At 44.1% G+C, this 23,464-nt stretch carries 21 protein-coding genes and 5 tRNA genes; 3 read left to right on the plus strand and 23 right to left on the minus strand.

Features of this window, described 5'->3' with window-relative positions; all coding sequences use genetic code 11:
• Positions 1-173: 173 nt before the first annotated feature.
• Positions 174-818 carry a PAQR family membrane homeostasis protein TrhA gene (trhA, locus tag GH808_RS03910; RefSeq protein ID WP_186841492.1) on the minus strand — a complete coding sequence of 215 codons (645 nt, stop codon included), beginning with the start codon at positions 816-818 and terminating at the stop codon, positions 174-176.
• Positions 819-972: 154 nt separating this feature from the next.
• Here trhA and GH808_RS03915 point away from each other — a divergent pair, with 154 nt between their 5' ends.
• Positions 973-1,557 (plus strand): DUF1836 domain-containing protein, encoded by a 585-nt coding sequence (locus GH808_RS03915; RefSeq protein WP_186841493.1) that lies wholly within the window; start codon positions 973-975, stop codon positions 1,555-1,557.
• Between the two features lie 2 nt (positions 1,558-1,559).
• Here the strand turns inward: GH808_RS03915 and GH808_RS03920 are convergent, their stop codons facing one another.
• On the minus strand, positions 1,560-2,231 hold the full coding sequence (locus GH808_RS03920; protein ID WP_186841494.1) for a DUF1638 domain-containing protein: 672 nt from the start codon (positions 2,229-2,231) through the stop codon (positions 1,560-1,562).
• A gap of 202 nt (positions 2,232-2,433) precedes the next feature.
• Between GH808_RS03920 and GH808_RS03925 the strand changes: the two genes are divergently transcribed.
• Positions 2,434-3,009 (plus strand): 5-formyltetrahydrofolate cyclo-ligase, encoded by a 576-nt coding sequence (locus tag GH808_RS03925; protein ID WP_186841495.1) that lies wholly within the window; start codon positions 2,434-2,436, stop codon positions 3,007-3,009.
• A 4-nt stretch (positions 3,010-3,013) separates the two neighbouring features.
• A complete protein-coding gene (locus GH808_RS03930) occupies positions 3,014-4,315 on the plus strand; it encodes a bifunctional folylpolyglutamate synthase/dihydrofolate synthase (RefSeq protein WP_186841496.1) in 1,302 nt (433 codons plus the stop codon).
• A 187-nt stretch (positions 4,316-4,502) separates the two neighbouring features.
• On the opposite strand, the gene dusB is transcribed toward GH808_RS03930, so the two are convergent.
• The 21 genes from dusB to GH808_RS04035 form a co-directional block, all read right to left on the minus strand.
• Positions 4,503-5,537, minus strand: coding sequence for a tRNA dihydrouridine synthase DusB (gene dusB, locus GH808_RS03935; protein WP_186841497.1), 1,035 nt, complete (start codon positions 5,535-5,537; stop codon positions 4,503-4,505).
• Positions 5,518-6,288: a type III pantothenate kinase gene (locus GH808_RS03940; protein WP_186841498.1), complete on the minus strand. Its 771-nt coding sequence runs from the start codon at positions 6,286-6,288 to the stop codon at positions 5,518-5,520. The genes dusB and GH808_RS03940 overlap by 20 nt, the downstream gene beginning before the upstream one ends.
• A 9-nt stretch (positions 6,289-6,297) precedes the next feature.
• Positions 6,298-6,699: a thioesterase family protein gene (locus GH808_RS03945; RefSeq protein ID WP_186841499.1), complete on the minus strand. Its 402-nt coding sequence runs from the start codon at positions 6,697-6,699 to the stop codon at positions 6,298-6,300.
• Positions 6,700-6,787: 88 nt separating this feature from the next.
• Positions 6,788-8,632 (minus strand): ATP-dependent zinc metalloprotease FtsH, encoded by a 1,845-nt coding sequence (ftsH, locus tag GH808_RS03950; RefSeq protein WP_476559224.1) that lies wholly within the window; start codon positions 8,630-8,632, stop codon positions 6,788-6,790.
• 47 nt (positions 8,633-8,679) lie between these two features.
• Entirely contained in the window at positions 8,680-9,216 is a 537-nt protein-coding gene (hpt, locus tag GH808_RS03955) for a hypoxanthine phosphoribosyltransferase (protein ID WP_186841500.1), read from the minus strand.
• 9 nt (positions 9,217-9,225) lie between these two features.
• On the minus strand, positions 9,226-10,632 hold the full coding sequence (gene tilS / locus GH808_RS03960; protein ID WP_186841501.1) for a tRNA lysidine(34) synthetase TilS: 1,407 nt from the start codon (positions 10,630-10,632) through the stop codon (positions 9,226-9,228).
• A gap of 37 nt (positions 10,633-10,669) precedes the next feature.
• Positions 10,670-10,745 (minus strand) — tRNA-Val (locus tag GH808_RS03965).
• Positions 10,746-10,813: 68 nt separating this feature from the next.
• Positions 10,814-10,888, minus strand: a tRNA-Glu gene (locus tag GH808_RS03970).
• A gap of 28 nt (positions 10,889-10,916) precedes the next feature.
• Positions 10,917-10,993: transfer RNA gene (locus tag GH808_RS03975), tRNA-Met, on the minus strand.
• 20 nt (positions 10,994-11,013) lie between these two features.
• Positions 11,014-11,090: transfer RNA gene (locus tag GH808_RS03980), tRNA-Met, on the minus strand.
• 21 nt (positions 11,091-11,111) lie between these two features.
• Positions 11,112-11,199, minus strand: a tRNA-Leu gene (locus tag GH808_RS03985).
• A gap of 74 nt (positions 11,200-11,273) precedes the next feature.
• The gene (locus GH808_RS03990; RefSeq protein ID WP_186841502.1) at positions 11,274-12,251 is read right to left on the minus strand and encodes a Ppx/GppA phosphatase family protein; all 978 of its coding nucleotides are present in this window, start codon (positions 12,249-12,251) and stop codon (positions 11,274-11,276) included.
• 16 nt (positions 12,252-12,267) lie between these two features.
• Positions 12,268-12,561 (minus strand): FtsB family cell division protein, encoded by a 294-nt coding sequence (locus GH808_RS03995; RefSeq protein ID WP_186841503.1) that lies wholly within the window; start codon positions 12,559-12,561, stop codon positions 12,268-12,270.
• A gap of 29 nt (positions 12,562-12,590) precedes the next feature.
• Positions 12,591-12,830, minus strand: a complete 240-nt coding sequence (locus GH808_RS04000) for an RNA-binding S4 domain-containing protein (protein ID WP_186841504.1) — start codon at positions 12,828-12,830, stop codon at positions 12,591-12,593.
• A gap of 150 nt (positions 12,831-12,980) precedes the next feature.
• Positions 12,981-13,259 (minus strand): HU family DNA-binding protein, encoded by a 279-nt coding sequence (locus GH808_RS04005; protein ID WP_186841505.1) that lies wholly within the window; start codon positions 13,257-13,259, stop codon positions 12,981-12,983.
• Between the two features lie 103 nt (positions 13,260-13,362).
• Complete coding sequence (gene yabN, locus GH808_RS04010) at positions 13,363-14,841, minus strand: bifunctional methyltransferase/pyrophosphohydrolase YabN (protein WP_186841506.1); 1,479 nt, start codon at positions 14,839-14,841, stop codon at positions 13,363-13,365.
• Positions 14,842-14,858: 17 nt separating this feature from the next.
• Positions 14,859-16,496, minus strand: coding sequence for a putative polysaccharide biosynthesis protein (locus tag GH808_RS04015; RefSeq protein WP_186841507.1), 1,638 nt, complete (start codon positions 16,494-16,496; stop codon positions 14,859-14,861).
• 158 nt (positions 16,497-16,654) lie between these two features.
• Entirely contained in the window at positions 16,655-18,148 is a 1,494-nt protein-coding gene (locus GH808_RS04020; protein WP_186841508.1) for a peptidyl-prolyl cis-trans isomerase, read from the minus strand.
• Positions 18,149-18,210: 62 nt separating this feature from the next.
• On the minus strand, positions 18,211-21,642 hold the full coding sequence (mfd, locus tag GH808_RS04025) for a transcription-repair coupling factor (protein WP_186841509.1): 3,432 nt from the start codon (positions 21,640-21,642) through the stop codon (positions 18,211-18,213).
• A gap of 246 nt (positions 21,643-21,888) precedes the next feature.
• Positions 21,889-22,476 carry an aminoacyl-tRNA hydrolase gene (gene pth / locus GH808_RS04030; RefSeq protein ID WP_186841510.1) on the minus strand — a complete coding sequence of 196 codons (588 nt, stop codon included), beginning with the start codon at positions 22,474-22,476 and terminating at the stop codon, positions 21,889-21,891.
• Positions 22,477-22,485: 9 nt separating this feature from the next.
• Positions 22,486-23,445, minus strand: coding sequence for a ribose-phosphate diphosphokinase (locus GH808_RS04035; protein ID WP_186841511.1), 960 nt, complete (start codon positions 23,443-23,445; stop codon positions 22,486-22,488).
• Positions 23,446-23,464 lie beyond the last annotated feature (19 nt).

Below are 23,464 nucleotides of genomic sequence, written 5' to 3' on the forward strand. Positions count from 1 at the left end.
CTGTGAGCCAGCACTTGTTTGCTTCAATGCTTTTACACAAATAAAAAATCACCACAAAAAATTGAGTTTTTTTTTTGCAGTGATGCAATTGACAACACGATTCAAACTTTTATAAAATTACAACCAGAATTTTCCTAAAAATTAAATTACCCAGCTATTATAACATTTTTTTTCTAAAGAATAAAGAAAAAAACACAAATAAAATGACAAAGTGATCCTAAAATTACAAAAATATGAAATAATTCATGAAAACCAAAGCTTTCTGAGAAATTCGGCTTTTTAATGGCATAGATCACACCGCCGACAGTATACATCACACCGCCCCCAACCAACAATAAAAAGCCCGCCAGGGATAACGCATAATAAAGCGGAACCAGAACAAACAGGGCAAACCAGCCCAGGAAAATATATAAAGCCGTTCCCAGCCAGCGGGGCATCTGTATCCAGGCCACTTTAAGAACAATCCCGACCAGAGCCACGCCCCAGATTGCAAGCATCATCACCATTCGCATCGTTCCCGTCAGACAAAGCAGACAAAATGGCGTGTAACTCCCGGCAATGAGAATAAAAACCATGGAATGATCCAGTTTTCTGAGATGCAGCACCTTTTCTTCGCTGCCAAGCGAGGCATGATAGGTGAAGCTTGTAAAGTATAAACAGATCAGTCCCATCCCGAAGGCCAGCACTGAAATCACGGTCAGCGGCGTGACATTGTTTTCTGCAATAATCAACCAGAACATGGCGATTATACCAAAGACGGATAATATTCCCCCAATAAGATGGGTCAGGGCATTGACAGGGTCGCGAAATTGTTTCATAATACATCCTTTCGCATATAGTTTATATAACTATATGATGTCATCTATTAATTTTATAATATATATAATATAACTACAAAATGTATTTGTCTATTGTTTTTTTTGCATAATTCGTTTATTATAATAATAAACACCTATAAAAAAGGAGATCTTAATGGATGAACAATGGCTAAAGGCCGCAATTGAAGATCTTGAACTGGCAAAACATATGGAACTCAGCGATATTCCGAACATCAGCCTGTACATGGATCAGCTGACCACGCTCTTTGATCAGAACCTGTCCCATAAAAAGCGTCATCCGGAAGACAAGCTTCTGACAAAGACAATGATCAATAATTACACCAAAAACAAACTGTTGAAACCGGCACAGAAAAAGAAATATACCCGGGATCATATTATTCTGATGGTACTGCTCTATGAATTGAAACAGATTTCCAGCATGGACGATATCGAAGCTCTTTTCGCCGTGATCCCCGTTCAGGAGGACCCGAAATATCTTGACACCCTGTATCAGACCTATCTTGACTGCGACGACCTGATTCTGGCGGACTTTTCGTCCCAGGTGCAGGCCATTTATTCCGCGGTCAAAGAAAAAACCACTCCGGCAATAGCTGAAGAGTGGCTGAATGAAGAAGATATTAAAAAAAACAATACCCTGCTCACGGCTCTTTTACTTTTTCAAACGGGTGTTCATTATAAACGGCTTGGCGAAAAAATCATCGACGAACTGCTGAAATAAAGCTAGGCACTTCTGACGTCGACCCCGTCGAAATCATCTTTAGTGGTCGGACGCCCCGGCGGGACGACACAGAAGCTTTCATTCCATTGTCCTGAAACAAGTTTTTCCAGCGGTGAAATGCTACCCTGATCGACGACCACCTCCAGCCCGATCAGTTTTCCGATATCGTGTACGCGGGGAAGATTTTCTGCGACATCAAAGGCCCCGGTATCGATCAGCATCAAATTTTTATAGTTCTTGTACATAATGCCGGCAACCATCTTGGCACGTTTTTCACCATATTTTTTAACATTGTATTCGTACTCCTTATCCAATGATCGATCGCCCCGGAGCCATCCCTCTGTCAGAAAGTAAGTATTGGTACGAACACGGTCCAGGTTGCATTTTTCACATAAAAGAATGTCGATGCAATCCCCAAATCGGGGGATGATGATCGTCGCTTTTTCACTTTGCAAACCCAAAAGTCCGTTTCCACAATTGCCGTAAGCAAACAATAACTCATCGTATGACGCTTCCGCTTTATTTATTTCTTCCTGTAGCGCCGCTCTTAACCGTTCCGGAGAATCGTGGAGATTATTTGGCATCCACACGGTCGCCATCGCAACGCCTTGCTTTTTCATTGCCATTTCTACTTCGTCACGTATCGTTTCACAAGCAATCAGTAATCTTTTCATATAATTTTTGCACCTTTTTTCTCTCAGCTTTTTTGAAGCATTAATAAAGAAATTTTTTTTCTTCTATAAGACAAGTATAACGATATTTCCTTTAGTTTCAAGAGAATATTATGATAAAATTTCCTCTTGATATTTTTTTGTCGATGAAGCAGTTTGTGTTATAATGGCATCGTCAATAAATCTATATTATTAGGAGAAAAGAATGGATAAGAACTTATTTCGAAAAGAAACATTAGCGCGTCGCAAAGCAATTTATTCTGCTGATATCGATGCCAGAATCATCGATAATTTTTTAGCAAGCGATCTATATAAAAACAGTGATTGGATCATGGCTTATGTCAGTTTCGGAACTGAAATCTATACCCATGATTTCGTCAAAAAAGCGCTCGCTGACGGAAAACATGTTGTTGTTCCGATTTGCAATATAGCTGACCACACAATCACTTTATCTGAAATTTTAAACTTTCCGGATGACCTGGAAGAAGGCCACTATGGCATTCTGGAAGTGCGTAAAGACTGTCTGCGCATTGTCGATCCGAAACAGCTTGATCTGGTTATGGTTCCCGGCTGCGCCTTTAACCCTTCTGGAAACCGGATGGGTTTTGGCGGCGGATATTACGACCGTTTCCTGGAAACCATCAATGATGACTGCATCACCGTTGCGCTGATTCGGGAGGACTTCATCTTCGCTGAAATTCCCATGGAAGCACATGATAAAAGCGTCGACTATATGATTACCGAAAAACGTCTGATTACTTGTCCGACCCTGGAGGCTTAACTCAATGAACATCACCGAAGCCATCAACTACATTGAAGCTACAAACAAGTTCGGCACCCGCCTGGGACTTGAAAGCATGAAGAACCTGCTCAATGAAATGGGAAATCCCCAGGACAAACTCAAATTCATCCACGTTGCCGGCACCAACGGCAAGGGTTCCACCTCAGCGATGATTGCTGCCACTTTAAAAACAGCCGGCTACAATACCGGTCTTTTTACTTCACCTTTTCTGGAGAAGTTCAATGAACGCGTCCAGCTGAACAATGTCCCGATTGACGATGAAAGTCTCATTGCCGCGACCAGCTTTGTCAAAGAAAAAATCGATATCCTGCTTGCCCAGGGTGAACCGAATCCCACTGAATTTGAACTGGTGACCGCGGTAGGACTCCAGTTTTTCTATCAGAAAAAAGCCGATATCGTCGTGCTGGAAGTCGGTATGGGTGGCCGTCTTGATGCCACCAACATCATTAAAGACCCGGTGGCGGTAGCCATCATGAGTATCAGTCTGGATCACACCGATTATCTCGGCGAAACGTTGGCCGAAATTGCCTTCGAAAAAGCATCGATTATCAAGGAAGGGTCCGATGTGGTCGTTTATCCTCAGGAGCCGGCGGCACTCAAAGCGATTCTGGATTTTGCCAAAACTAAAAACGCCTCGGCTCTGGTCGTGAATCCCGACGATATTGCCATCAAAAACTTTGACGGCCACGCCCAGATTCTGAAATATTCAGGTGCCCATCTGGATCTGGATGAGTTCAAATTAAACCTGTTGGGCAGCCACCAGTCGCTCAATTGCCTGACCGCGCTTGAAGTGATCGCGCTGCTGATTAAAAAAGGCTATCACATCACTGCCGACCATATTAAAACGGCCTTGTCCACCGTCACTTTTCCAGGACGTTTCGAGATTTTTCTGGAGTCTCCGGTCGTTCTCATCGACGGTGCACATAACAGCAACGGCATTCAGGCTTTTGTAAAAAACATGGCTCTCTATTTCCCCGGGAAAAAAATCAATCTGTATTTCGGCATGCTGGCGGATAAAGACATTGAGGAATCGCTGTCTTATCTAGTGCCGATCGCAACCACCATTCATACCCTGACGCCAAACAGCTACCGGGCCATGCCGGCCGCAACGATGGCCGCGTTGATTCACGATACCTACGGCAAAACTGTTGATTTCTATGATACCATGGTGGACGCCGTCAAAAGCATCGACCTCACTCAAAAAGACGATGTCAATGTTTTCGTTGGTTCCCTCTACATGATTGGCGAAGCCCGAACCCTGATCCGCAAAAATTTGATGCAATAAAAAAAGGGCTTTTGCAAAGCCTCAAAATTGTAATAAAACACTAACGTAGTACCGACAATTGTTACATCATGTTGTCTGCATCAGAGCGGACATCTCAAAGAGTGTCAGATTCTGCAGCAGACAACAGATTAACAATTGGTCGGTACGGTTTTTGTCGCCAACCTGAGGGCTTTTACAAAGCCCTTTTTTAGTTTTCCACGGCATTTTTCAGAAGCGCGATCACTGCGGTTTTATCCGGTGCCCGAAACAGTTCGTTGCGCAATGTGGTGGCGTGTTTGAGTCCCTTGGTGTAGGCCGCCAGATGCTTGCGCATTTCACGAAGACCGGCCTCCTCATTTTTTAAGAGGCTCAGCAATTCAAGGTGTTTCAGCGTCACCCCGATTCGCTGCTGAGGCGTCGGTTTCGGCAATATCTCGCCGGTTTTCAGATAATGGCTGATTTCGTTGAAAACAAAGGGATTGCCGATGGCTGCCCTGCCCACCATGAGCCCGTCTGCGCCGGTCATTTCAAGCGCCTTTTGGGCGGTTTCTCCGCTGTTGATATCACCGTTAAGGATGATCGGGATGCCGGCATTTCTCTTCACTTCCCCGATGATATCCCAATTGGCTTTGCCGGAATAAAAAGCTTCACGGGTTCTGCCGTGAATGGTTATCGCCGCTGCGCCCGCTTCTTCAATGCCGGCGGCAATTTCACGGATATTGATGGCATCGTCATCCCAGCCGATTCTGGTTTTCACAATCAGCGGTTTGTCTGAAGCCTTTGCCAGAGCCTTCACCACCTGGTACAGCAAAGCCGGCGTTTTCAGGAGTGCAGACCCATCACCGTTTTTGGTGACCTTCGGCGCCGGACAACCGGCGTTGAAGTCCAAAAATGCAAAATCGGTGGCATTGATGTATTTTTCAACAACTTCCCCTAAAATATCCGGATCTGAACCAAATATCTGTATCCCTGCCGGTTCTTCTTCTTTGGCGGTCATCATCAGTTCAGCCGTCTTGTGATCTTTATAATAAAGGCCTTTTCCGCTGATCATTTCTGTAAAGACCACACCGGCCCCATGCTCTCTGGCGATCAGCCGGAAGGGCAGGCTGGTATAGCCCGCCAGCGGTCCCAGAAAAAGAGGATTGCTGATCGCAACATTTCCAATTTTCAACCGATTATCCGCCCCGTCTGCCGGTGTATCTTTTTCTACTATCTTATCTGATTTACTTTCGATTCTTATCATGAATAATTTTTAATCCTTTAAGTGAAAGCTGCGGATCGTAAATACCGATCGACTCCGTCTCCTGGTAAAACAATCTGCCATAACCGCCTGTCGCCACTACCTTCAGGTCTTCTCTCCCGGTTTCTTTTTTAAACTGCTTGATGATATATTCCACCTGTCCAATATATCCGTAAACCAGACCTGCCTGCATACTGGTGACAGTGTCTTTTGCCAGTATTGAATCCGGTTTTTTTATTTCAATATTCGGTAATTTCGCCGCATTCTTCCATAAGGCATCGACGGAAATCTGAATTCCCGGCGCCGTAACGCCTGCAGTAAAAATGCCTTCAGCCGTCACATAATCATAGGTCGTAGCAGTACCAAAATCGATCACCAGTATCGGACCGCCGTAAATACTGTAGGCTGCCACTGCATCGACCACCCGGTCGGCACCAATTTCCGCCGGATCGGCAGTATTGATCGGCATCCCGGTTTTTATTCCCGGTCCGATAATCATTGGTTCCAGACCGATGAATTTTCTGATGCCGTTGCTTAACGAGTACATAATATTGGGAACCACCGAAGCAATGATGACACTGTCTATTTTATTTAGTGAGACTCTGGCATTTTGAAAAAAAGATTGAATCAGGACGCCGTATTCGTCTGAAGTTCTGGGCGTTTTGGTGATGAAGCGCCAGGAACAAAGAATTTCTTTCTCATGAAGCACTGCTATTTCTGTGGTAGTATTTCCGACATCAATACCTAAAATCATTTCATCCTCCTAAAGGTTTCCTTCATGCTTTTTCATCACTTTTTCCATAAATCGGCTTTTGTCTACGACAACGCGTTGATGATGCGCTGTCCCTATTTTTTCCGCTTTATCCCATGCCTCTATCTCGAAATTCAGCGTTCTTTTTTCCCAGTTTACCAGTGTTGCCTTAATATTAATTTCCATTCCGACAGGAGAAGCGGCGATGTGTTTTATGTCAATCTGCGTACCCACTGTGGTGTTTTCACGAGTTAGAGTGAGTTCCAATCCTTCAAATGCCGTGTTCTCCATCCAGGCCACCAGCCGAGGTGTTGCCAGCACGGCTTCGCCACCACTGCCTAAAACGAGTGCTGTATCTTCCTCATCAACATGAAATTTTTTTTCGTAGCAGGTTCCGATAATAAATTCTTCCATATTCTGAATTTCCTCCGACTATTTCTGTTCAATCATATCATTACAGTCTGAAAGCCGTTATATTATAACGGCTTTCTTTATTAATTGTTTATTCAATTTGCGAATCAACCGCGACATCGACCACCTGGTCAGTGTCTTTTTTTTCTTCAAACAAAGCCTTGAACTCTTCGCCGGTTACGGTCTTGTCTCTCAAAAGTCGCGTCGCAATTTCCTCGAGTTTATCACGCTGTGTTTCAAGAATCGAACATGCCCGTTCATAGGCATTTTCGACAATCGTTCGAATCTCTTTATCGATGACTGATGCAACCTCTTCACTGTAGTTACGGGATCTTCCCAGGTCACGTCCCAGGAACACTTCACCACTGTCCGGATGGCCAAAGGTCATCGGTCCAAGATGTTCGCTCATTCCCCATTCTGTCACCATTCTTCTGGCGATCCCGGTTGCTCGTTCAATGTCATTACTTGCGCCGGTACAGATATCATCTAATGCAATTTTTTCGGCTGCTCGTCCGCCAAGCAGTCCGCAGATCATTTCCAGCAGCTTGTTCTTGCTCATATGCTGACGGTCATCATCCGGCAGTGACAAGGTATAACCTGCTGCCATGCCACGGGGGATAATCGAAATTTCATGAACTGAATCGCAATTCGGCAACAGATGCATGACAATGGCATGTCCGGCTTCATGATAAGCGGTGATATGAAGATCATCTTCATTCACTACCTTGCTTTTCTTTTCAGGTCCGGCAATAACACGCTTAATCGCTTCTTCGAGCTCAATCATGGTAATCAGTTTGGCGTTCTTTCTCGCTGTCAGCAAGGCTGCTTCATTCATCAGGTTTTCCAGATCTGCTCCGGTGAATCCCGGTGTGCCTTTTGCAATCACCTTGAGATCAACTTCAGGGGCCAATGGTTTATTCCGTTTATGGACATTGAGAATTTCTTCTCTGCCTTTAACATCCGGAATACCAACCGTGATCTGTCGGTCAAAACGTCCGGGACGAAGCAGTGCCGGATCTAAAATATCTGGTCGATTGGTTGCAGCAATGATGATGATTCCTTCATTGACACCAAAACCGTCCATTTCTACCAGCAGTTGATTAAGGGTTTGTTCACGTTCATCGTGCCCGCCACCCAGACCAGCGCCACGGTGACGACCAACCGCATCAATTTCATCGATGAAAATGATACATGGTGCATTTTTTTTGGCGTTTTCGAAAAGATCTCGCACCCGGGAAGCACCGACACCAACAAACATTTCCACAAAATCAGAACCACTGATGGTGAAAAACGGAACCGCTGCTTCGCCGGCCACTGCTCTGGCCAGCAAGGTTTTTCCTGTACCGGGAGGTCCCACCAAAAGAATCCCCTTGGGTATACGCGCTCCCAGTTTCCGATAGCGCTCCGGTGCTTTTAAGAAATCAACAACTTCTTCAAGTTCCTCTTTTTCCTCATCGGCGCCGGCTACATCTTTAAACGAAACTTTTGTCTCCCCTTCGACGTGAAGTTTGGCCCGGCTCTTTCCAAAGGACATGACCTTTCCACCGCCGCCGCCAGCCTGCTGACTGAAAACGAGGAAAAAGACCACCATCAAAACGATCAGTACAACGGATGGTATTAACGATATCCACCAGGAATCCTGTTGCTTCGTAATGGTTACTTTTACATCATTCTGTAAAATAAACGGGGTTACCTGTTCATCAATCACATATTGTGGAACAACCGCTTCAAATGCTTCACCGCTTCGCAAAACACCTGTCACATTGGAATTGTTTATTTCAATTTCTGATACCTGATTGTTATTGAGTTCAGTAAGCAGTTCGCTGTAAACAATCGTCTTAACCTCATTTTTCATGGGGTTTAAAAAAGTTACGGCAACAATAATGATTACTAAAATTACTAAATAAAACCCGATCATCTTAAGGTATTTATTCAAATCACATCACTCCTCTCAAAATAATACTTGCTTCTTTTTTTAAATTTCTATTCATAAATTTCCTTTTTCAAAATCCCGATGTATGGCAAATTACGGTATTTCTGCGCAAAATCCAGTCCATAACCGACCACAAATTCATTCGGAATTTTAAATCCGATATAATCAGCAATCACCCGTTGTTCCCGGCGATGTGGTTTGTCAAGCAATGAACATACCTTGACTTCTTCAGCTCCCAGATTTTCAAAACGTTCCAGCAGATACTTCAATGTATTTCCCGTATCGACGATATCTTCAACCAGCAAAATATGACGTCCCTTGACCTCCATCGAGAGATCTCCCCGAAGTTCAATTTTGCCGCTGCTCTGAGCCCTACTGCCATAACTGGACGCTTTTAAAAATTCAATCTCAATTGGAATCGGCATTTTTCGGATCAGATCGGCAAAGAAAACCGAACTGCCTTTTAAAACACAAACAAGAATGGGATTCTTTCCCTGATAATCTCCTGAAATTTGCGAACCAAGTTCACTGACACGTTTTTCTATTGCTTTTTCATCCACCAAAATTTCCTGAATATCGGATATCACACTTTTCTCCTAACACAAGGTAACATTCACCTTTAAAATATTTTTTGTATTAAAATCTGCTAAATAACGTTCATTTATGGCATAACCTATGATCCAAAGCACTTCCGAACCGATTGCCAAAAGAGGAATTTCATCTCGCAAATCACGATCAATCTTTTTATCAATAAAATATTTCTTGATCGTTTTTTTTCCTGAAAGCCCTGAAGGATAAAAAAAATCCCCAGACTTTCGACTGCGTAAATACATGTTACCATTTATTTTATCACAATCAAAATATTTTTCACTATGATTTTCCAATTCTTTAGAAAAAAAAGGAATTTTTTTTCGGAATTCTTCCTGAGAAATAAGCATTGACTCCAATATGATTCCTTCTCTGGCAAAAATCCAGGTTTTATCCGGGAAGATATGTTTCGGAGACATGATCTTCTTTTCAGCATTTCGCCTGCTTGTCACCATCACCCGATCGTAACGCCGCATCAGTAAAATCTGATGCGGAAAATTGATCTCCCATGTCGTTTTTTCACTTTTCAGCAGCTTGTAAAAAGCAGTGATGTGATTGTACTCAATTTCCTTTAAACTACCCTTAAATTCCAGAATTAAACGGCGCAACACTTCTTTTTGGACAACCGCTTCTTCGCAAAGCCACAAATTTCTTTCAAGAAAAACAACATCATCTTTTCTGCTGATCATCTTTTCCTGAACCTTATCGACGTATTTCTCGAAAAACGCCTCATATTCATTGGCAATTTTTGTGAACTCGTTAAAATGGATTTCCGCTTTGGGATTAATCTCCAGAATCATCGGCATAATATCCAGCCGTATTTTATTTCGGGTGTAATCTTTTTGGAAGTTGGTCGCATCGGTTCGATACGCTAGATGATGGATCGCACAGTATGCAATGATTTCCTTTTTCTCCAAACACAAAAACGGGCGGATGTAAAGATTGCTGCGACTGGACTTAATACCAGAAACCCCTTTGACACCGGTTCCGCGAATGAGCCGCATGAGCATGGTTTCGGCCTGATCATTGATATGATGCCCCAAAGCGATCCGGTTATATCCATGTTCTCTCGCCACGGTCTGAAAAAATCCATAGCGTTCGTTTCTGCCGGCTTCTTCAATGGAGATTTTTTCAGCTGATGATATTTCCTGAATATTTCGTTGTCTTGAATAGAATGGGATATTTCTGTCCTGGCAAAAATTTCTGACAAATGTCTCATCTGCATCTGCCGCTGCACCCCGAAGGCCATGGTGCAGATGCGCCACCGCAATGTCAACCCCCAACGATCCTTTATATCTATCCAAAAAATATAATAAAGCCAGCGAATCAGCTCCACCGGATACGCCGATGAGAATATGATCGCCAGCCTCTAAAATTCCCTGTTCTTCAATATAATTATTTACCTTTTTCTCCATGGACTCACCACTTCAATAAAATTGTTTAAATAAAAAATGGTGGTCGCTACAGGGCTCGAACCTGTGACCCCCTGCTTGTAAGGCAGGTGCTCTCCCAGCTGAGCTAAGCGACCACGCTAAAAAACGGTTATAACTGGATAATTCTCTTATGATTTCAAAATGCCCGCCATTATCATTTCAATGGTGACCCCTAGGGGATTCGGACCCCTGTTACCGCCGTGAAAGGGCGGTGTCTTAACCGCTTGACCAAGGGGCCATATATGGCATTTAAAATATTTTTTTTATGGTAGCGGCGAACGGAGTCGAACCGCTGACACTGCGGGTATGAACCGCATGCTCTAGCCAACTGAGCTACGCCGCCATGAAAAGTAATTTTTTAATTGGTTGCGGGAGCAGGATTTGAACCTACGACCTCCGGGTTATGAGCCCGACGAGCTACCAAACTGCTCCATCCCGCGATGTAAAAATATTAAATTAAGTGGTGCCGAGGACCGGAATCGAACCGGTACGATCGAAGGGATCGCAGGATTTTAAGTCCTGTGCGTCTGCCAGTTCCGCCACCCCGGCAACATTTTTGCCCGCCCCTTCGCTCAAGGGACAAGTGTTATTATACTCCCATAAAATAACAATGTCAAGCTTTTTCAAACATTATTTTTTTTCGCCATAAAATGTCGATACGCTGCGCCTTCGAGATTGTCATAATCACATACCATGAAGCTGTCTTCTCCGGTTATTTTTAAAATATTCAACAGCAGTAATGCGCCGGCAAGAATAATGTCAGCCCGCTTCGCTTCCAAACCGACAATTGTTTTTCGTTCCTGAATGGTTTGGCCGGCCAACTTGTCAATCATCGCTTCAAGTTCAGCTTTCGTAATCATGCTCTTATGGACCATTTCGCTGTCATAGGTCTTTAATTCCTGTTTGATGGTTGAAAGACTCGTCGCTGTTCCGCCGATGCCAATCAGTTTGTATGGTTTTTTCGGGAGAAAATTTTCAGTTCTTTGCTGAAACTCAGAATAAATCCGTTCGTTGAGTCGTTCCAGTTCCTGAAGCGTCGGCGGATCTGAAATTAAATACTCTTCCGTACACCGAACACAGCCCAGGTTGATGCTCATCATTTTTTTTATTTCATTCTTTTCGCCGTAGATAAGCTCAGTGCTGCCCCCACCAATATCAAAAATAAGAATCTTTTCATCAAAACACTGGGACACACCAACAAAACCAAGTTCAGCTTCTTCTTCGCCGGCAATTATTTCAATATCGAATCCCAGCTTTTCTTTAATAAAAGCGACGTAGTCTTCTGCGTTTTGGGCATCCCGCATTGCACTGGTTCCGAACAGATAGAATCCTTTAACTGCATAATCCTCGGCAATACTTTTGAATTCTTCCAGGGCTTCATAATTCCGTTTTTGGGCATCTGGATGCAGATGGCCGGTTTTGTTCACATCCTGTCCCATTCTTGTGTAGCGAACCGACTTATTGACCCGAATCAGCTGGCCATCGTCATCTCTAAAGATCAGCATTCGCGTTGAATTCGTGCCAATATCAATTACCGCCATATGCTGTTTTTCATTTTTTGGTTTAAGCTCTGCATTATTATCGTTCAACTGTATGCCCATCACTTTCTCTGGTTTCTTACTGCGTTTCCACAATCACAATGGTCTCGTCCGGATAGTATAAGCCCAGATATTTGCGAGCAAAATACTCCACATAGAATTTGCTGTCCATCTGTTTGACTTGTACATCCAGTTGATTGCTTCTGACTTTTTCGTTTTCTATCTGCTGTGCAAGATCGGTTTTCTGCACTTCCAGTTCATTGATCTTCATCGCATTGCCGACAAAGAGCGAAATAATAAAACCCACGATGCATACGACAATCAGTAGCCTCAGAAGACGTTGCTGAACAACTTTTCTTGTTCTTTCATTCATATTCCATTCTCCACTTTGACTGCCGTCTTTTATAACTCACGATACATATCCGCTGCACGATCCTTGGGAGCATGCTCTAATATCTCCAGAACTTCAACCTTCTGTTCGCCATCTCCGTAGCGGATGGCAATAATATCGCCCACCTTCACCTGATCTCCAGGTTTGGCAACTTTGCCGTTAATGGAAATTCGCCCTCCGTCACAGGCATCTTTACCAACGGTTCTTCGTTTAATGATTCTGGCGTTTTTTAAAAATTTATCTATTCTCATCTATCCCTCTATTATTCTAACTCAAAATTTTCATCTCAACCTTAAAAGCTGCCCACCTCGACACAATCAGATTTCCGACAAAGACCTGAAAGAATCCTATCCGTACAAAAAACAAAAGCCAGAGCAATGCCCTGGCTTTTGTATCGTTTCTTACTTATTATTTACTTCATCCTTAAAGCCTTTGCCTGCTTTAAAGCCAGGAGCTTTAGAGGCTGCTATTTCGATGGGTTCTTTTGTTCGTGGATTAAGACCGGTACGAGCCGCACGTTCTCTAACCTCGAAAGTTCCAAATCCAACCAACGAAACCTTGTCTCCATTTTTCAAAGTTTCAACAACTGTGTCCAGAAAAGCACCTAGGGCTTTCTCTGAATCCTTTTTAGATAAACCTGATTTTTCTGCCATTTGGGCAATTAATTCTGATTTGTTCATTTTTTCCTCCATCTGTTATTTTCCAGTATTCTATGTGATATATTATAAGCGCGTTCCTATGTAAATTACAAGTTTTTTTTGATTTTTTCGGTTTTTTCCACTCTTAAAGCCCTTTTGCGCGATTCCAGGCCGCATCAAATTGATCAAAAGTATAGTCAGACAGACATTTTTTCTCTTGACTGGCCAATTTTTCCATCTGTTCAAAGCGCTGAATAAATTTCTGTGTCGCATTTCTTAAGCTGATTTCCGGTTGAATTTTAAGCAGACGGGCTACATTCACGACTGAAAAAAGCAAATCGCCCAATTCTTCCTCGATGTTCTCCGGGTCGTTTTTACTGAGCGCTTCCTGTAATTCCTCGGTCTCTTCACCAATTTTTTTAAATGCCTGAGCTGCATTTTCCCAGTCAAAGCCGATTTTGGCCGCTTTTTTCTGAACCTTGCAAGCCTCCATTAAAGCCGGAAATGATCTTGGCAGTTTTTTCATTTCTGCGGAGATTCTATGGATATTGTCCTCTTCCGACAGCTCCAGCTCTCCTTTTTCCCGTCTTTTGATGGCATCCCAGTTTGTTTCAATCTCATCGGGATTGAATTCGGCCTTGTCAATGAATACATGGGGATGTCGCCGGATCATTTTTTCATTGATCCCGTTGATGACCTGATTCATGGAAAAACGGCTCTCTTCACTGGCAATTTCAGCATGAAAAACAATCTGAAATAATACGTCGCCTAATTCTTCAGCCAAATTATTCCAGTCCTGATTGTCAATCGCCTCCAGAACCTCATAACTTTCCTCCAGCAGATAATTTTTCAGGCTTTCATGCGTTTGGACGCGATCCCAGGAGCATCCGTCTTCACTCCGGAGTGTTTTCATGATATCAAGTGTCCCTTTAAATCCCAAATAAGCCTCTTTTTCCGCCGGAATATAGAGACTGGTAAGATGATTGATGGACTCAATCCGATCCAGCTCATACAGGCAGATTTCCTGCACTATTTCCTGATCCGGGATTCCGGAATTGATCAGCAGAACCACTTTCTTTTCCGGATTGTACAACTCCATTAATCCCAGCTTCAATTCCGATGCCATATGTTTGTCAAAAACCTGGGTCACCAGAATCCCCTTCTGCGGATCCGGCGGATTCTTTATGCAATCAAAGGCATCCAGAATTTCGATGCCCTGGATCGGATCCTCTTCCAGCGCATTCATGGTGACATCCACGAAGCTCACGCCGGGATAGAGCCGATAACCAATCCCCTGATTTCTCGCTTTTTCAATGAGTTTTTCCACCGTTTTTTCTCCGAACAAAGGGTTTCCCGGAACGGCATAAACAATCGTTTCGCCGGTTTTTGCCACTGCTATCAGCTCATTGACAATCTGATCATAGACTTTCTCAAACGATTCCTCTGTTTCATAATAATGATCGAAGCTTTCATAAACGATTCCTTCATCCCTGATGAAATCCATGACCGGATGTATTTCTGTCCGAAAAAAATTCCGGTTTTTATTTTTTAATAAGTCGAGAGTTTCCAGTGTCATATGACCCGGACTCCCTGGGCCCAGGCCCACAATATCGATTTGTGACATACTCTAACTATCCTTTCTTAATCATTTCTGCGATGATGTCTGCTTTTTCGCCCCGGAAAAAGTCCGTTGATGCGATGATAACCGATTAACAATTTCCGGCTTCCCGGGAGAACGCGTATCTCATCTTCTGTAATCCCTTTTATGGCGATCATGATAACCGCATAGACCAAGACGCCAACAATCATCGCCGCCAGAATCCCGATAAATCCACCTAAAACAGAGGTTACCCCGTGATAGGTAAAATAAGTGAGCAATCCCATGATGGCTGAAGCGAACAGCGGCTTGATGAAAATATGAAAAAAGTCCAACCTTATTTTTGTAAACCGTTTGACCGAATAGTAGTTCGCAATTGCCAGATAAGCAAAAGTGATGATGCTGCTTACGACAATCCCCTGGATGTTAATCGACGGGATCGAGAGAAACACCCAGCCCGTGACGAAACGGATGACAATCGCAACACCAAGGTTAATCAGCGGAATCCGAAAGCGGTCAATGGATTGCAGAATACTCTGAAAAGTATTCGACAGCATCATGAAAATGGTCGCATAGGAGAAGGTGCTTAAAATCGCGCCCCCATAAGGCGATCCCGGAAAAAGCAGGTCAAATATGCCATAGGAAAGAACCGATAAACCGATGCATGAAGGAAATGCCACCAATAAAACAATCCGAATGGACAGGATAATTTTCTGGTTCATTTCCTTTCGTTCTCTTCGCGCAAAGGATTCGGAAATCGTCGGGATCATCGCTACTGCCAGATTTCCGCTGATAATCAGAGGAATACCAATTAGCATATCGGCATTGGTGTAATCCCCGAACATCATGGTCGCCGTCACTTCATTAAAGCCGGCAACGCCAAGACGGGAAACGTAAATAAAGGAGTCAATGATTGAAAACATTGAAACCAACGCTGAAGTCAGTGTTACCGGAATGGCGATGATGACCAGTCTTTTCAGGAGTGATCCATTGGTTCGCTGTCGCCTTCTTGTTCGGGTTTTTAATAACTGTTTGTTTTGGGAGGTAAAGCCATGATATAGATAACCGAGCAGGATGGCGGCCACAATTCCGCCTGCCGTAGCGCCAAAAACAGCACCGCCGACACCCAGTCCGATGCCAAAACTACTGGCAAAAACCCAGCATAAAAGCACCCCCAGAAAGACCCGAATAATCTGTTCAACAATCTGGGAAATAGCGGTCGGTGTCATGATTTGAAAGCCCTGAAAAAAGCCCCGATAGGCAGCACAGATCGATATGAAAAAGGGCGATAATGCAATTGCCACGATCGCAGGGTAGCTTTCGGCTGTCCAGTTTGCCGTTTCGATAATCCACTCGGCGCCGAAAAACAGGAATAGACTTGACGCCACTCCCATCAGAATCAGAATTGCTAGCGAAATTTTAAACACCCGATGTGCCGTCGCATATTCATTCTTTGCTATATTTTCAGAAACCATTTTAGAAATTGCCACCGGCAAACCAATCGTCGAAATCATTAACAGCAAATTGTAAATGTTTGTGACATTGCCATAGATTCCAATCCCGTAGCTTCCAACCAGCTGATATAAAGGTATTTTGAAAAAGAGGCCTAACAGCCGGGATAAGATACCGGCGGCTGCTAAGATACTGGCGCCCTTTAAAAAACTTGATGATCGATCAGACATAGAAAAACCTCATTAATTTTTTTCTGCGGATGCCAATGATTGCATTCTTATTTTGCAGATTTTTTTATTATATCCTTAACGCCGTTTCAACGCAATCAAAAAGCACTGAAATTCAGTGCTTTTTGACTGTTGAAAAACAATTATTAATATGCGTTTAGCTAGATTCTTTTTTCATAAACTTTTACGTTTAAGTCCTTTTTCAGTTGTTCAACATAGGTTTCGGCCGGATCGACAATCTCATTAATCGTGATTTTCGATTTAGCCACCAGTTTGTTTTTTAGTTTGTCGTATTCATCCGAGACTTTGTCACTTTTCAAGGTTTCTGTAATTTCGTCCTTTTTATCTTCCAGTGATGCCACTTCGCCTGGTGTTTTGGCATAGACATAGATAACATGGTAGCCATAGTCCGATTTTACCGGTTCGCTGACTGTATTAACCTCCATTTTAAAGGCTGTATCCGAAAATGCCGATACCATGGTGTTATAGGAAAATGCGCCCAGATCTGATGCATCTTCAACGCCATCAGTCGCTTTATATTTTGCCATCAGCGCATCAAACTCTTCAGCTGTTTTGATATTTTTTGCTTCTGCATAAATCTGATCGGCCAGCGCCTGATCCGATGTTAAAATATGTTTTGCCGAAACGGTACTGGTATCATATGACTGTTTGTTTTCATCGTAGTACGTTTTGATTTCCTTGTCCGTTACTTTTATCGAGTCTTTCAGGCTTGCCTTAACCGCTGTAATCGTTGCAGAGGCTGTTGCTTCCTGCTTTTCAAACTCACGGTATTGAGCAATGGTGAGATATTTTGTATCCAGGAATTGCTGTAATTGTTCATCTCCCTGAAGCATGTAGTTTAAGAACGCATCCTCGGTTTTAATAAAATTGTCAATATCGGTCTGCGCTGGCGTGATATTTTTTTCGCTGGCATATTGGGTCATCGCTTTTTGTTCCGCAATGGTGTTAAAAATCGTCTCATTAGTCGTCTTCATGGTTGCATCATCTGTCGCCAAGGCTTTCTGAGTTTGATAATAGGTTGTTAATTCCTGATTAGCCAACTGATAGTTGTAAAGATCTTTTTTTATCTCTTCGTCGCCGATTTTTCCAACAACCGTATTCAGCTCTTTACTCGGATCCGCCTTTAAAGAGTTGGTATAATTCGTTTCCTGCGTACTTGAATAGCTATAATCAATAAGGAATGTCTTCATGAAAGCTTCAAAAGAGGTTGTATCGGTATTGTAAGTTTTCAGAATGTTTGCATATTTTTCTTCGCCAAGTGTTGTTTTCAAGCTTGCAATCATGCTGTCGGTATTGGTCCCGATCGATGCTTCATCAACAGTAACCCCATCCTTTTTCGCCTGCGCGGTCAGGGTATTGACACGTACCAGATCGTTTAAAATGTCCGTTTTCAGAGTTTTCAGTTCATCTCCGGTCGGGAAAGCTTTGCTGCTGGCATTGTAATACATCTGGTAATAAGCCATGTAATTATTAAAGCTTTCTTTCAGTATTGGGGTGCCGTCGATTTCCGCAACCACCTGCTGTTTGTCCTTCTCAGGATTGACCTGAACCACACTGCATCCTCCGGCCAGCAAACTGATGAGCACAACGCCGATCAGCAGCAGGGACACGCTTCCAAATCTTTTCTTTTCCATATAGTTCTCCTTAATTTTATTATAATCTTGCCTAGTTTAACATAAAACAACAACTTTTTTCCTTAATTCTTTTCCGAAACCAGTGCTGCCAGAATTTTTCCCAGCTCATTCAAATAGGTCTGGTCCTTTTCATGTTTCAGCACAATCCGCCAGCGTATCTGGTCACCTTTTCCGGCATTGAATTTGATTTTGTATTCATCAAAAAGCCGCTTCATTAATTCCGGAGCCGGAATCGGGATCTCTCTTTTATTATCAAATGTGAATAAAACACTGCTCCCTCTTTCGCGAATTTCAGTCATTCCCAGTGATCTTCCCAAATGCTTGATCATGGCCAGTGCCATCAGATTATATACCCCATCCGGGATTTCTCCAAAGCGGTCCAGCAGCTCATCTTCCAGATCATTATAATCATCCTGCGATTTAACATAAGACAATTTTTTATAGATATCGTACTTCAGCTCTTCATCCGATATGTATCTTTCCGGAATATAGCTGCTGACATTTAAATTAATGATCAGTTCACTGGTTGCGAACGCCGTCTTCTTGCCCAAACGCTCATTGACTGCCTCATCAAGAATTCGACAATACAGTTCATAGCCGATCGTCGCCAGATTCCCGGATTGGGCCGATCCCAGAATATTGCCGGCACCCCTGATTTCCAGATCCCGCAGCGCAATTTTGAATCCCGAACCGAAGGCCGTAAAATCCTTGATCGCCTTTAAACGCTTCTGCGAAAGTTCTGAAAGCACTTTGGGACGATGGGTCACGTACGTGTAGCCCTGAACATTGGACCGTCCAACCCGGCCGCGCAGTTGGTATAATTGTGAAAGGCCCATGTAATCGCCATTGTCGATAATCAGGGTGTTTGCATTTTTAATATCCAGTCCCGACTCGATAATGGTGGTGGTCACCAGAATATCATAATTGTATTCCAGAAAATCCAGCATGATGTCTTCCAGTTCTGATCCCGTCATTCGTCCGTGCGCCACCAGAATTCGGGCGTCCGGGACCAGTTTCTGGATCTTTCTGGCAACTTCAAAGATATCATGGATCCGGTTGTGGACAAAATAAACCTGTCCATTTCTTGCCAGCTCCCGCTCAATCGCATCTTTGACAATAGCGTCATTGAACTCCATGACATAAGTCAGGACCGGTCGGCGGCCTGCCGGTGGTTCATCGATGATGCTCATATCCCGCACCCCGATCATCGACATATGCAGCGTTCGCGGAATCGGGGTTGCGCTCAGCGTCAGGACGTCAACATTCTCTTTCAACTGCTTGATCCGCTCTTTATGACCGACCCCAAACCGCTGTTCTTCGTCAACCACCAGGAGCCCCAGATCTTTGAATTTCACGTCTTTTGATAACAGGCGATGGGTTCCGATAACCAGATCAATCTGACCCGCCGCCAATTCTTTGATTGTCTTTTCCTGCTCTGTTTTTGTTCTGAAACGGCTGAGGACGCCAACGCTCACCGGATACTTTTTGAACCGGTCCATGACCGTCTGGTAATGCTGCTGCGCCAGAATCGTTGTCGGCACCAGAAAAGCGACCTGTTTTCCTTCCATCACCGCTTTGAAGATGGCCCTCAGTGCAACCTCCGTCTTGCCGTAACCGACATCTCCGCAGAGCAGCCGATCCATGGGGCGGGTCGACTCCATATCCGCCTTGATTTCTTCCACGGCCTGGAGCTGGTCATTGGTTTCTTCATGGGGAAATGATTCCTCAAACTCCCGCTGCCAGTTGGAATCCGGTCCAAAGGCGTAACCTTTCAGGTTTTGCCTTTGGGCATAGAGCGTAATCAGTTCATCTGCCATCTCCGCAACTGCAGCCTTGACGCGTGACTTTGATTTGCTCCAGTCGTTGGTTCCCAGTTGATTGATCTTCGGTTTTTTCTCACCCGTGCCGACGTATACCTGAATGGCATCCATCTGATCCACCGGGCAGTAAAAACGGGCATCGTTGGCGTATTCAATCACCATCAGATCTTTTCTGGTTTCATCAATTTTCAGCTGTTCAATGCCACGGTAGATCCCAATTCCATGGGTATCATGAACGACAAAGTCGCCCTGGTTGAGTTGGGTGAAAGAATCGATCTTTCGCCCTTTTTTCTTTCTTCTTTTTTTATCCCGGCCGGATTCCTTGATGATTTCACTTTGATTGACACAGACCAGTCTTTCCTCCGGCATTTCAAAGCCACTGTTGATTTCCCCAATGACAAGCTGAATGCCCGGCATCACGTCTTTGGTAAAACGGTAAATTTCCGCTTCTGTCAGCAGTTTTTCGATTTTTTGTAAACCGGCTTCATCCCGGGCCCGCAGCTGAATGATGGCATTCTTTGCAAGCTGTTTTTGAATAAACGCAACAAACAGAGGCCACTGACCTAAAAACGAATCGTTGTCCTTTACCCCCATATCCAGCGTGATTCCCTTTTTTCCCCGGGAGGTGAATAAATGATATTTCAGCTGAGTCTGTTTTTCTACCGCCTTCTCGATTTTCGAAAAAGAATAGAATTTATTCTTTTCTTCCGGCAACATCAAATAATCCTGCATCAGGGTTTCGAGATCACTGAACAGTTTTTTCTGAAAAACGCCTTCTGATTCTTTTATCCGCGGCGGCTCATCCCAAATGACGAGGCATTCTCCGATATAATCAAGCAGCGTCGCATCTGTTTTGATGAAGGCAAACAGTGTTTCGTCATGCGCAGTCGGGTCTTCACTCAGCCGCTCAATCAGTGCTGCATATTCTAGACTGTCACCATAGTTTTTTCTGATTTGCCTGAATGCCTTGCTCCGCTCGTCTTCATCAAGGATGATCTCACGCCCCGGCAGTATCTCTGCTTTTTCAAGATTATGCGTAGATAGCTGTGTCTGCGGATCAAAATGCCGGATCGACTCGATGGTGTCTCCGAAAAAATCAATCCGATAAGCCTGTTCGCCGGTGGGTGGAAAAACATCAATAATCCCGCCGCGATGGGCAACTTGTCCCTTGGCTTCGACCTGGGAAACCGCTTCATACCCCAAATCATAAAAACGGGTCATTAATTCCACCGGATCTGCGGTGTCCTCCAGCGCTAAAGAAAACACCAATGACTCAAATCGCTTCCGCGGCATCAGTTTTTTCAGGAGCGTTTCGGCGCCTGCCACCACCACATATTTTTCATCTGACAGCAGTTTTTCAAAAACATCTAACCGCTGATGGCTGATTTCGTGGCTATGAACATCCGCAAAATAATCATGAATGGGCTCCATCGGAAAGTAAAGCACTTTTTGGGGCAGTATTGTTTCCAGTTCCCGGGCTATTTTTTGAGCCTGATAATCCGTTGCGGCGATATAAAGAATCCGCTCACCGACATGGCCGAAAACCAGGCCGGTAAGGACTTCCTTTAAACCGCCATTCATATTGGAAAGATTGATGATCTCCCGGGATGATAGCTGTCCTATCAACGTTTCTATTTTTTCTGACCTCATCAGGTCTTGATAAAGTAATTGCATCGGTCACTTCTTTCATTAACAAACACGGATAGCCCAGGTTTTTCAACCCGGGCCTGTCCTCGTTCAATTTTAATTCAATCGATTATTTTCATGATTAAACACAAACGCAAGTTGCTTTGATGACGGTTTCCGCAACCAATTTTGTAACGTGTAGGCGAACAGTCGATAGACTGTCCGCCGTACAGTGTAAAAATTGGTTCGCGGAAACCATCAGCGAAGCTCACAGCAGTTTCTTAATAAGCGATACTAAACATCGCTTTCTTCTGGTTTCTTTCGAATGTTCACCTGATTCATTGCCAGATCAACGCCATCTTTCACAAAAAAATCGATGCCTCTGGCGGCTTCCGTCACGGCGTTTTCCATCAATGGCAGTTCACTTTTGGCAAAACGCCCCAGCACAAAGTGAACTAAATCTGCTCCCTCTTTGGGCCGGCCGGTTCCAATTCGGATTCTCGGGAAATCCTGGCTGCCTAAATGCTGAATGATCGAACGCATGCCGTTGTGGGTGCCGGCGCTGCCGCGCTGTCTGATCCGCACAGCTCCGGTTGCCAGATCGATATCGTCGTAAATGACGAGCAGGTTTTCTGGCGGCACCTGATAGAAATTCACCAGACCGGCGACGCAAAGCCCGCTGTTATTCATATAAGTCGTGGGTTTTGCCAGCAAAATCTTTTCCCCGAACTCATGATAAACGCCGGTAAGGCCATTCTGTTCTTTCTTTTTTACAGCGATCCCTTTTTTCGCGCTGAGATAATCGATCACTTCAAAACCAATATTATGTCGGGTTCCATCGTATTCTTTGCCGATGTTTCCCAATCCCACGATCAGATACATGATTTTTTCCTAAGCGTATCGGCCAACAAAAAGCTTGCTCAATGAACGTCCAAAATGCACATAATCGATGGCACGGCCAAAAAGCGTTCCAGTGGACAGAATTTTGATCTTGTCAATCTGTTTTTCCTCTGGAATAACCAGCGTATTAAGCGTCAGCAGTTCTTCGATGGCCGAATCCTGGATCCGCTGGATCGCCGGTCCCGAGAAAACGCCGTGGCTGCAGGCGGCAAAAATGGAATTGGCCCCCAGGTCAATTAAGGCATTTGCGCCGGTTGTGATGGTTCCGGCGGTGTCGATCATATCGTCGATGAGAATACAGTTTTTTCCTTTGACCTCGCCGATGACATTCATAACCGCCGTTTCATTGGGGCGGGGACGTTCCTTATCGATGATGGCAAACGGACAGTTTAACGCTCTTGCCAATTTTCGCGAACGCTTGACACTGCCGACATCCGGTGATACGACGACCATGTTATCCAGATTCTTGTTTCGGTAGTATTCGGTTATCAGTGAACTCCCTGACAGATGATCCAGGGGGATATCGAAGAATCCCTGAATCTGGTTTGAGTGAAGATCCATGGTGATCACGCGGTCGGCTCCAGCGGTTGTCAGCAGATTGGCCACCAATTTTGCCGTAATGGGATCTCTCGATTTTGCTTTACGGTCCTGTCTGGCATAGCCATAATAGGGAATGACCGCATTGATCCGACCAGCCGAAGCACGCTTCATGGAATCAATCAGAATCAGCAACTCCATCAAATTTTCGTTAACTGGGGTTCCGGTGGATTGAATAACAAAAACATCGGCACCACGAACTGATTCGTAGACATTTACTCCGATTTCACCGTCGCTAAATGACACAACTTCAGCATTGCATAATTGCACTTCCAGATAATCGGCAATTTCTTTGGCCAAAGCAGTGTTTGAGTTTCCAGCAATAATCTTAATTCCACTATACTTTCCATCCATACGTTTTATACCTCTTCTT

Origin of the sequence: Acetobacterium fimetarium (assembly GCF_014284475.1) — a bacterium.
Lineage (GTDB): Bacteria > Bacillota > Clostridia > Eubacteriales > Eubacteriaceae > Acetobacterium > Acetobacterium fimetarium.

Bases quoted from the DNA above. Each gene is read 5' to 3' on its own strand.
- trhA (WP_186841492.1), bottom strand. From the start codon at position 818: ATGAAACAATTTCGCGACCCTGTCAATGCCCTGACCCATCTTATTGGG.
- GH808_RS03915 (WP_186841493.1), top strand. From the start codon at position 973: ATGGATGAACAATGGCTAAAGGCCGCAATTGAAGATCTTGAACTGGCA.
- GH808_RS03920 (WP_186841494.1), bottom strand. From the start codon at position 2,231: ATGAAAAGATTACTGATTGCTTGTGAAACGATACGTGACGAAGTAGAA.
- GH808_RS03925 (WP_186841495.1), top strand. From the start codon at position 2,434: ATGGATAAGAACTTATTTCGAAAAGAAACATTAGCGCGTCGCAAAGCA.
- GH808_RS03930 (WP_186841496.1), top strand. From the start codon at position 3,014: ATGAACATCACCGAAGCCATCAACTACATTGAAGCTACAAACAAGTTC.
- dusB (WP_186841497.1), bottom strand. From the start codon at position 5,537: ATGATAAGAATCGAAAGTAAATCAGATAAGATAGTAGAAAAAGATACA.
- GH808_RS03940 (WP_186841498.1), bottom strand. From the start codon at position 6,288: ATGATTTTAGGTATTGATGTCGGAAATACTACCACAGAAATAGCAGTG.
- GH808_RS03945 (WP_186841499.1), bottom strand. From the start codon at position 6,699: ATGGAAGAATTTATTATCGGAACCTGCTACGAAAAAAAATTTCATGTT.
- tilS (WP_186841501.1), bottom strand. From the start codon at position 10,632: ATGGAGAAAAAGGTAAATAATTATATTGAAGAACAGGGAATTTTAGAG.
- GH808_RS03990 (WP_186841502.1), bottom strand. From the start codon at position 12,251: ATGGGCATACAGTTGAACGATAATAATGCAGAGCTTAAACCAAAAAAT.
- GH808_RS03995 (WP_186841503.1), bottom strand. From the start codon at position 12,561: ATGAATGAAAGAACAAGAAAAGTTGTTCAGCAACGTCTTCTGAGGCTA.
- GH808_RS04000 (WP_186841504.1), bottom strand. From the start codon at position 12,830: ATGAGAATAGATAAATTTTTAAAAAACGCCAGAATCATTAAACGAAGA.
- GH808_RS04005 (WP_186841505.1), bottom strand. From the start codon at position 13,259: ATGAACAAATCAGAATTAATTGCCCAAATGGCAGAAAAATCAGGTTTA.
- yabN (WP_186841506.1), bottom strand. From the start codon at position 14,841: ATGTCACAAATCGATATTGTGGGCCTGGGCCCAGGGAGTCCGGGTCAT.
- GH808_RS04015 (WP_186841507.1), bottom strand. From the start codon at position 16,496: ATGTCTGATCGATCATCAAGTTTTTTAAAGGGCGCCAGTATCTTAGCA.
- GH808_RS04020 (WP_186841508.1), bottom strand. From the start codon at position 18,148: ATGGAAAAGAAAAGATTTGGAAGCGTGTCCCTGCTGCTGATCGGCGTT.
- mfd (WP_186841509.1), bottom strand. From the start codon at position 21,642: ATGCAATTACTTTATCAAGACCTGATGAGGTCAGAAAAAATAGAAACG.
- pth (WP_186841510.1), bottom strand. From the start codon at position 22,476: ATGTATCTGATCGTGGGATTGGGAAACATCGGCAAAGAATACGATGGA.
- GH808_RS04035 (WP_186841511.1), bottom strand. From the start codon at position 23,445: ATGGATGGAAAGTATAGTGGAATTAAGATTATTGCTGGAAACTCAAAC.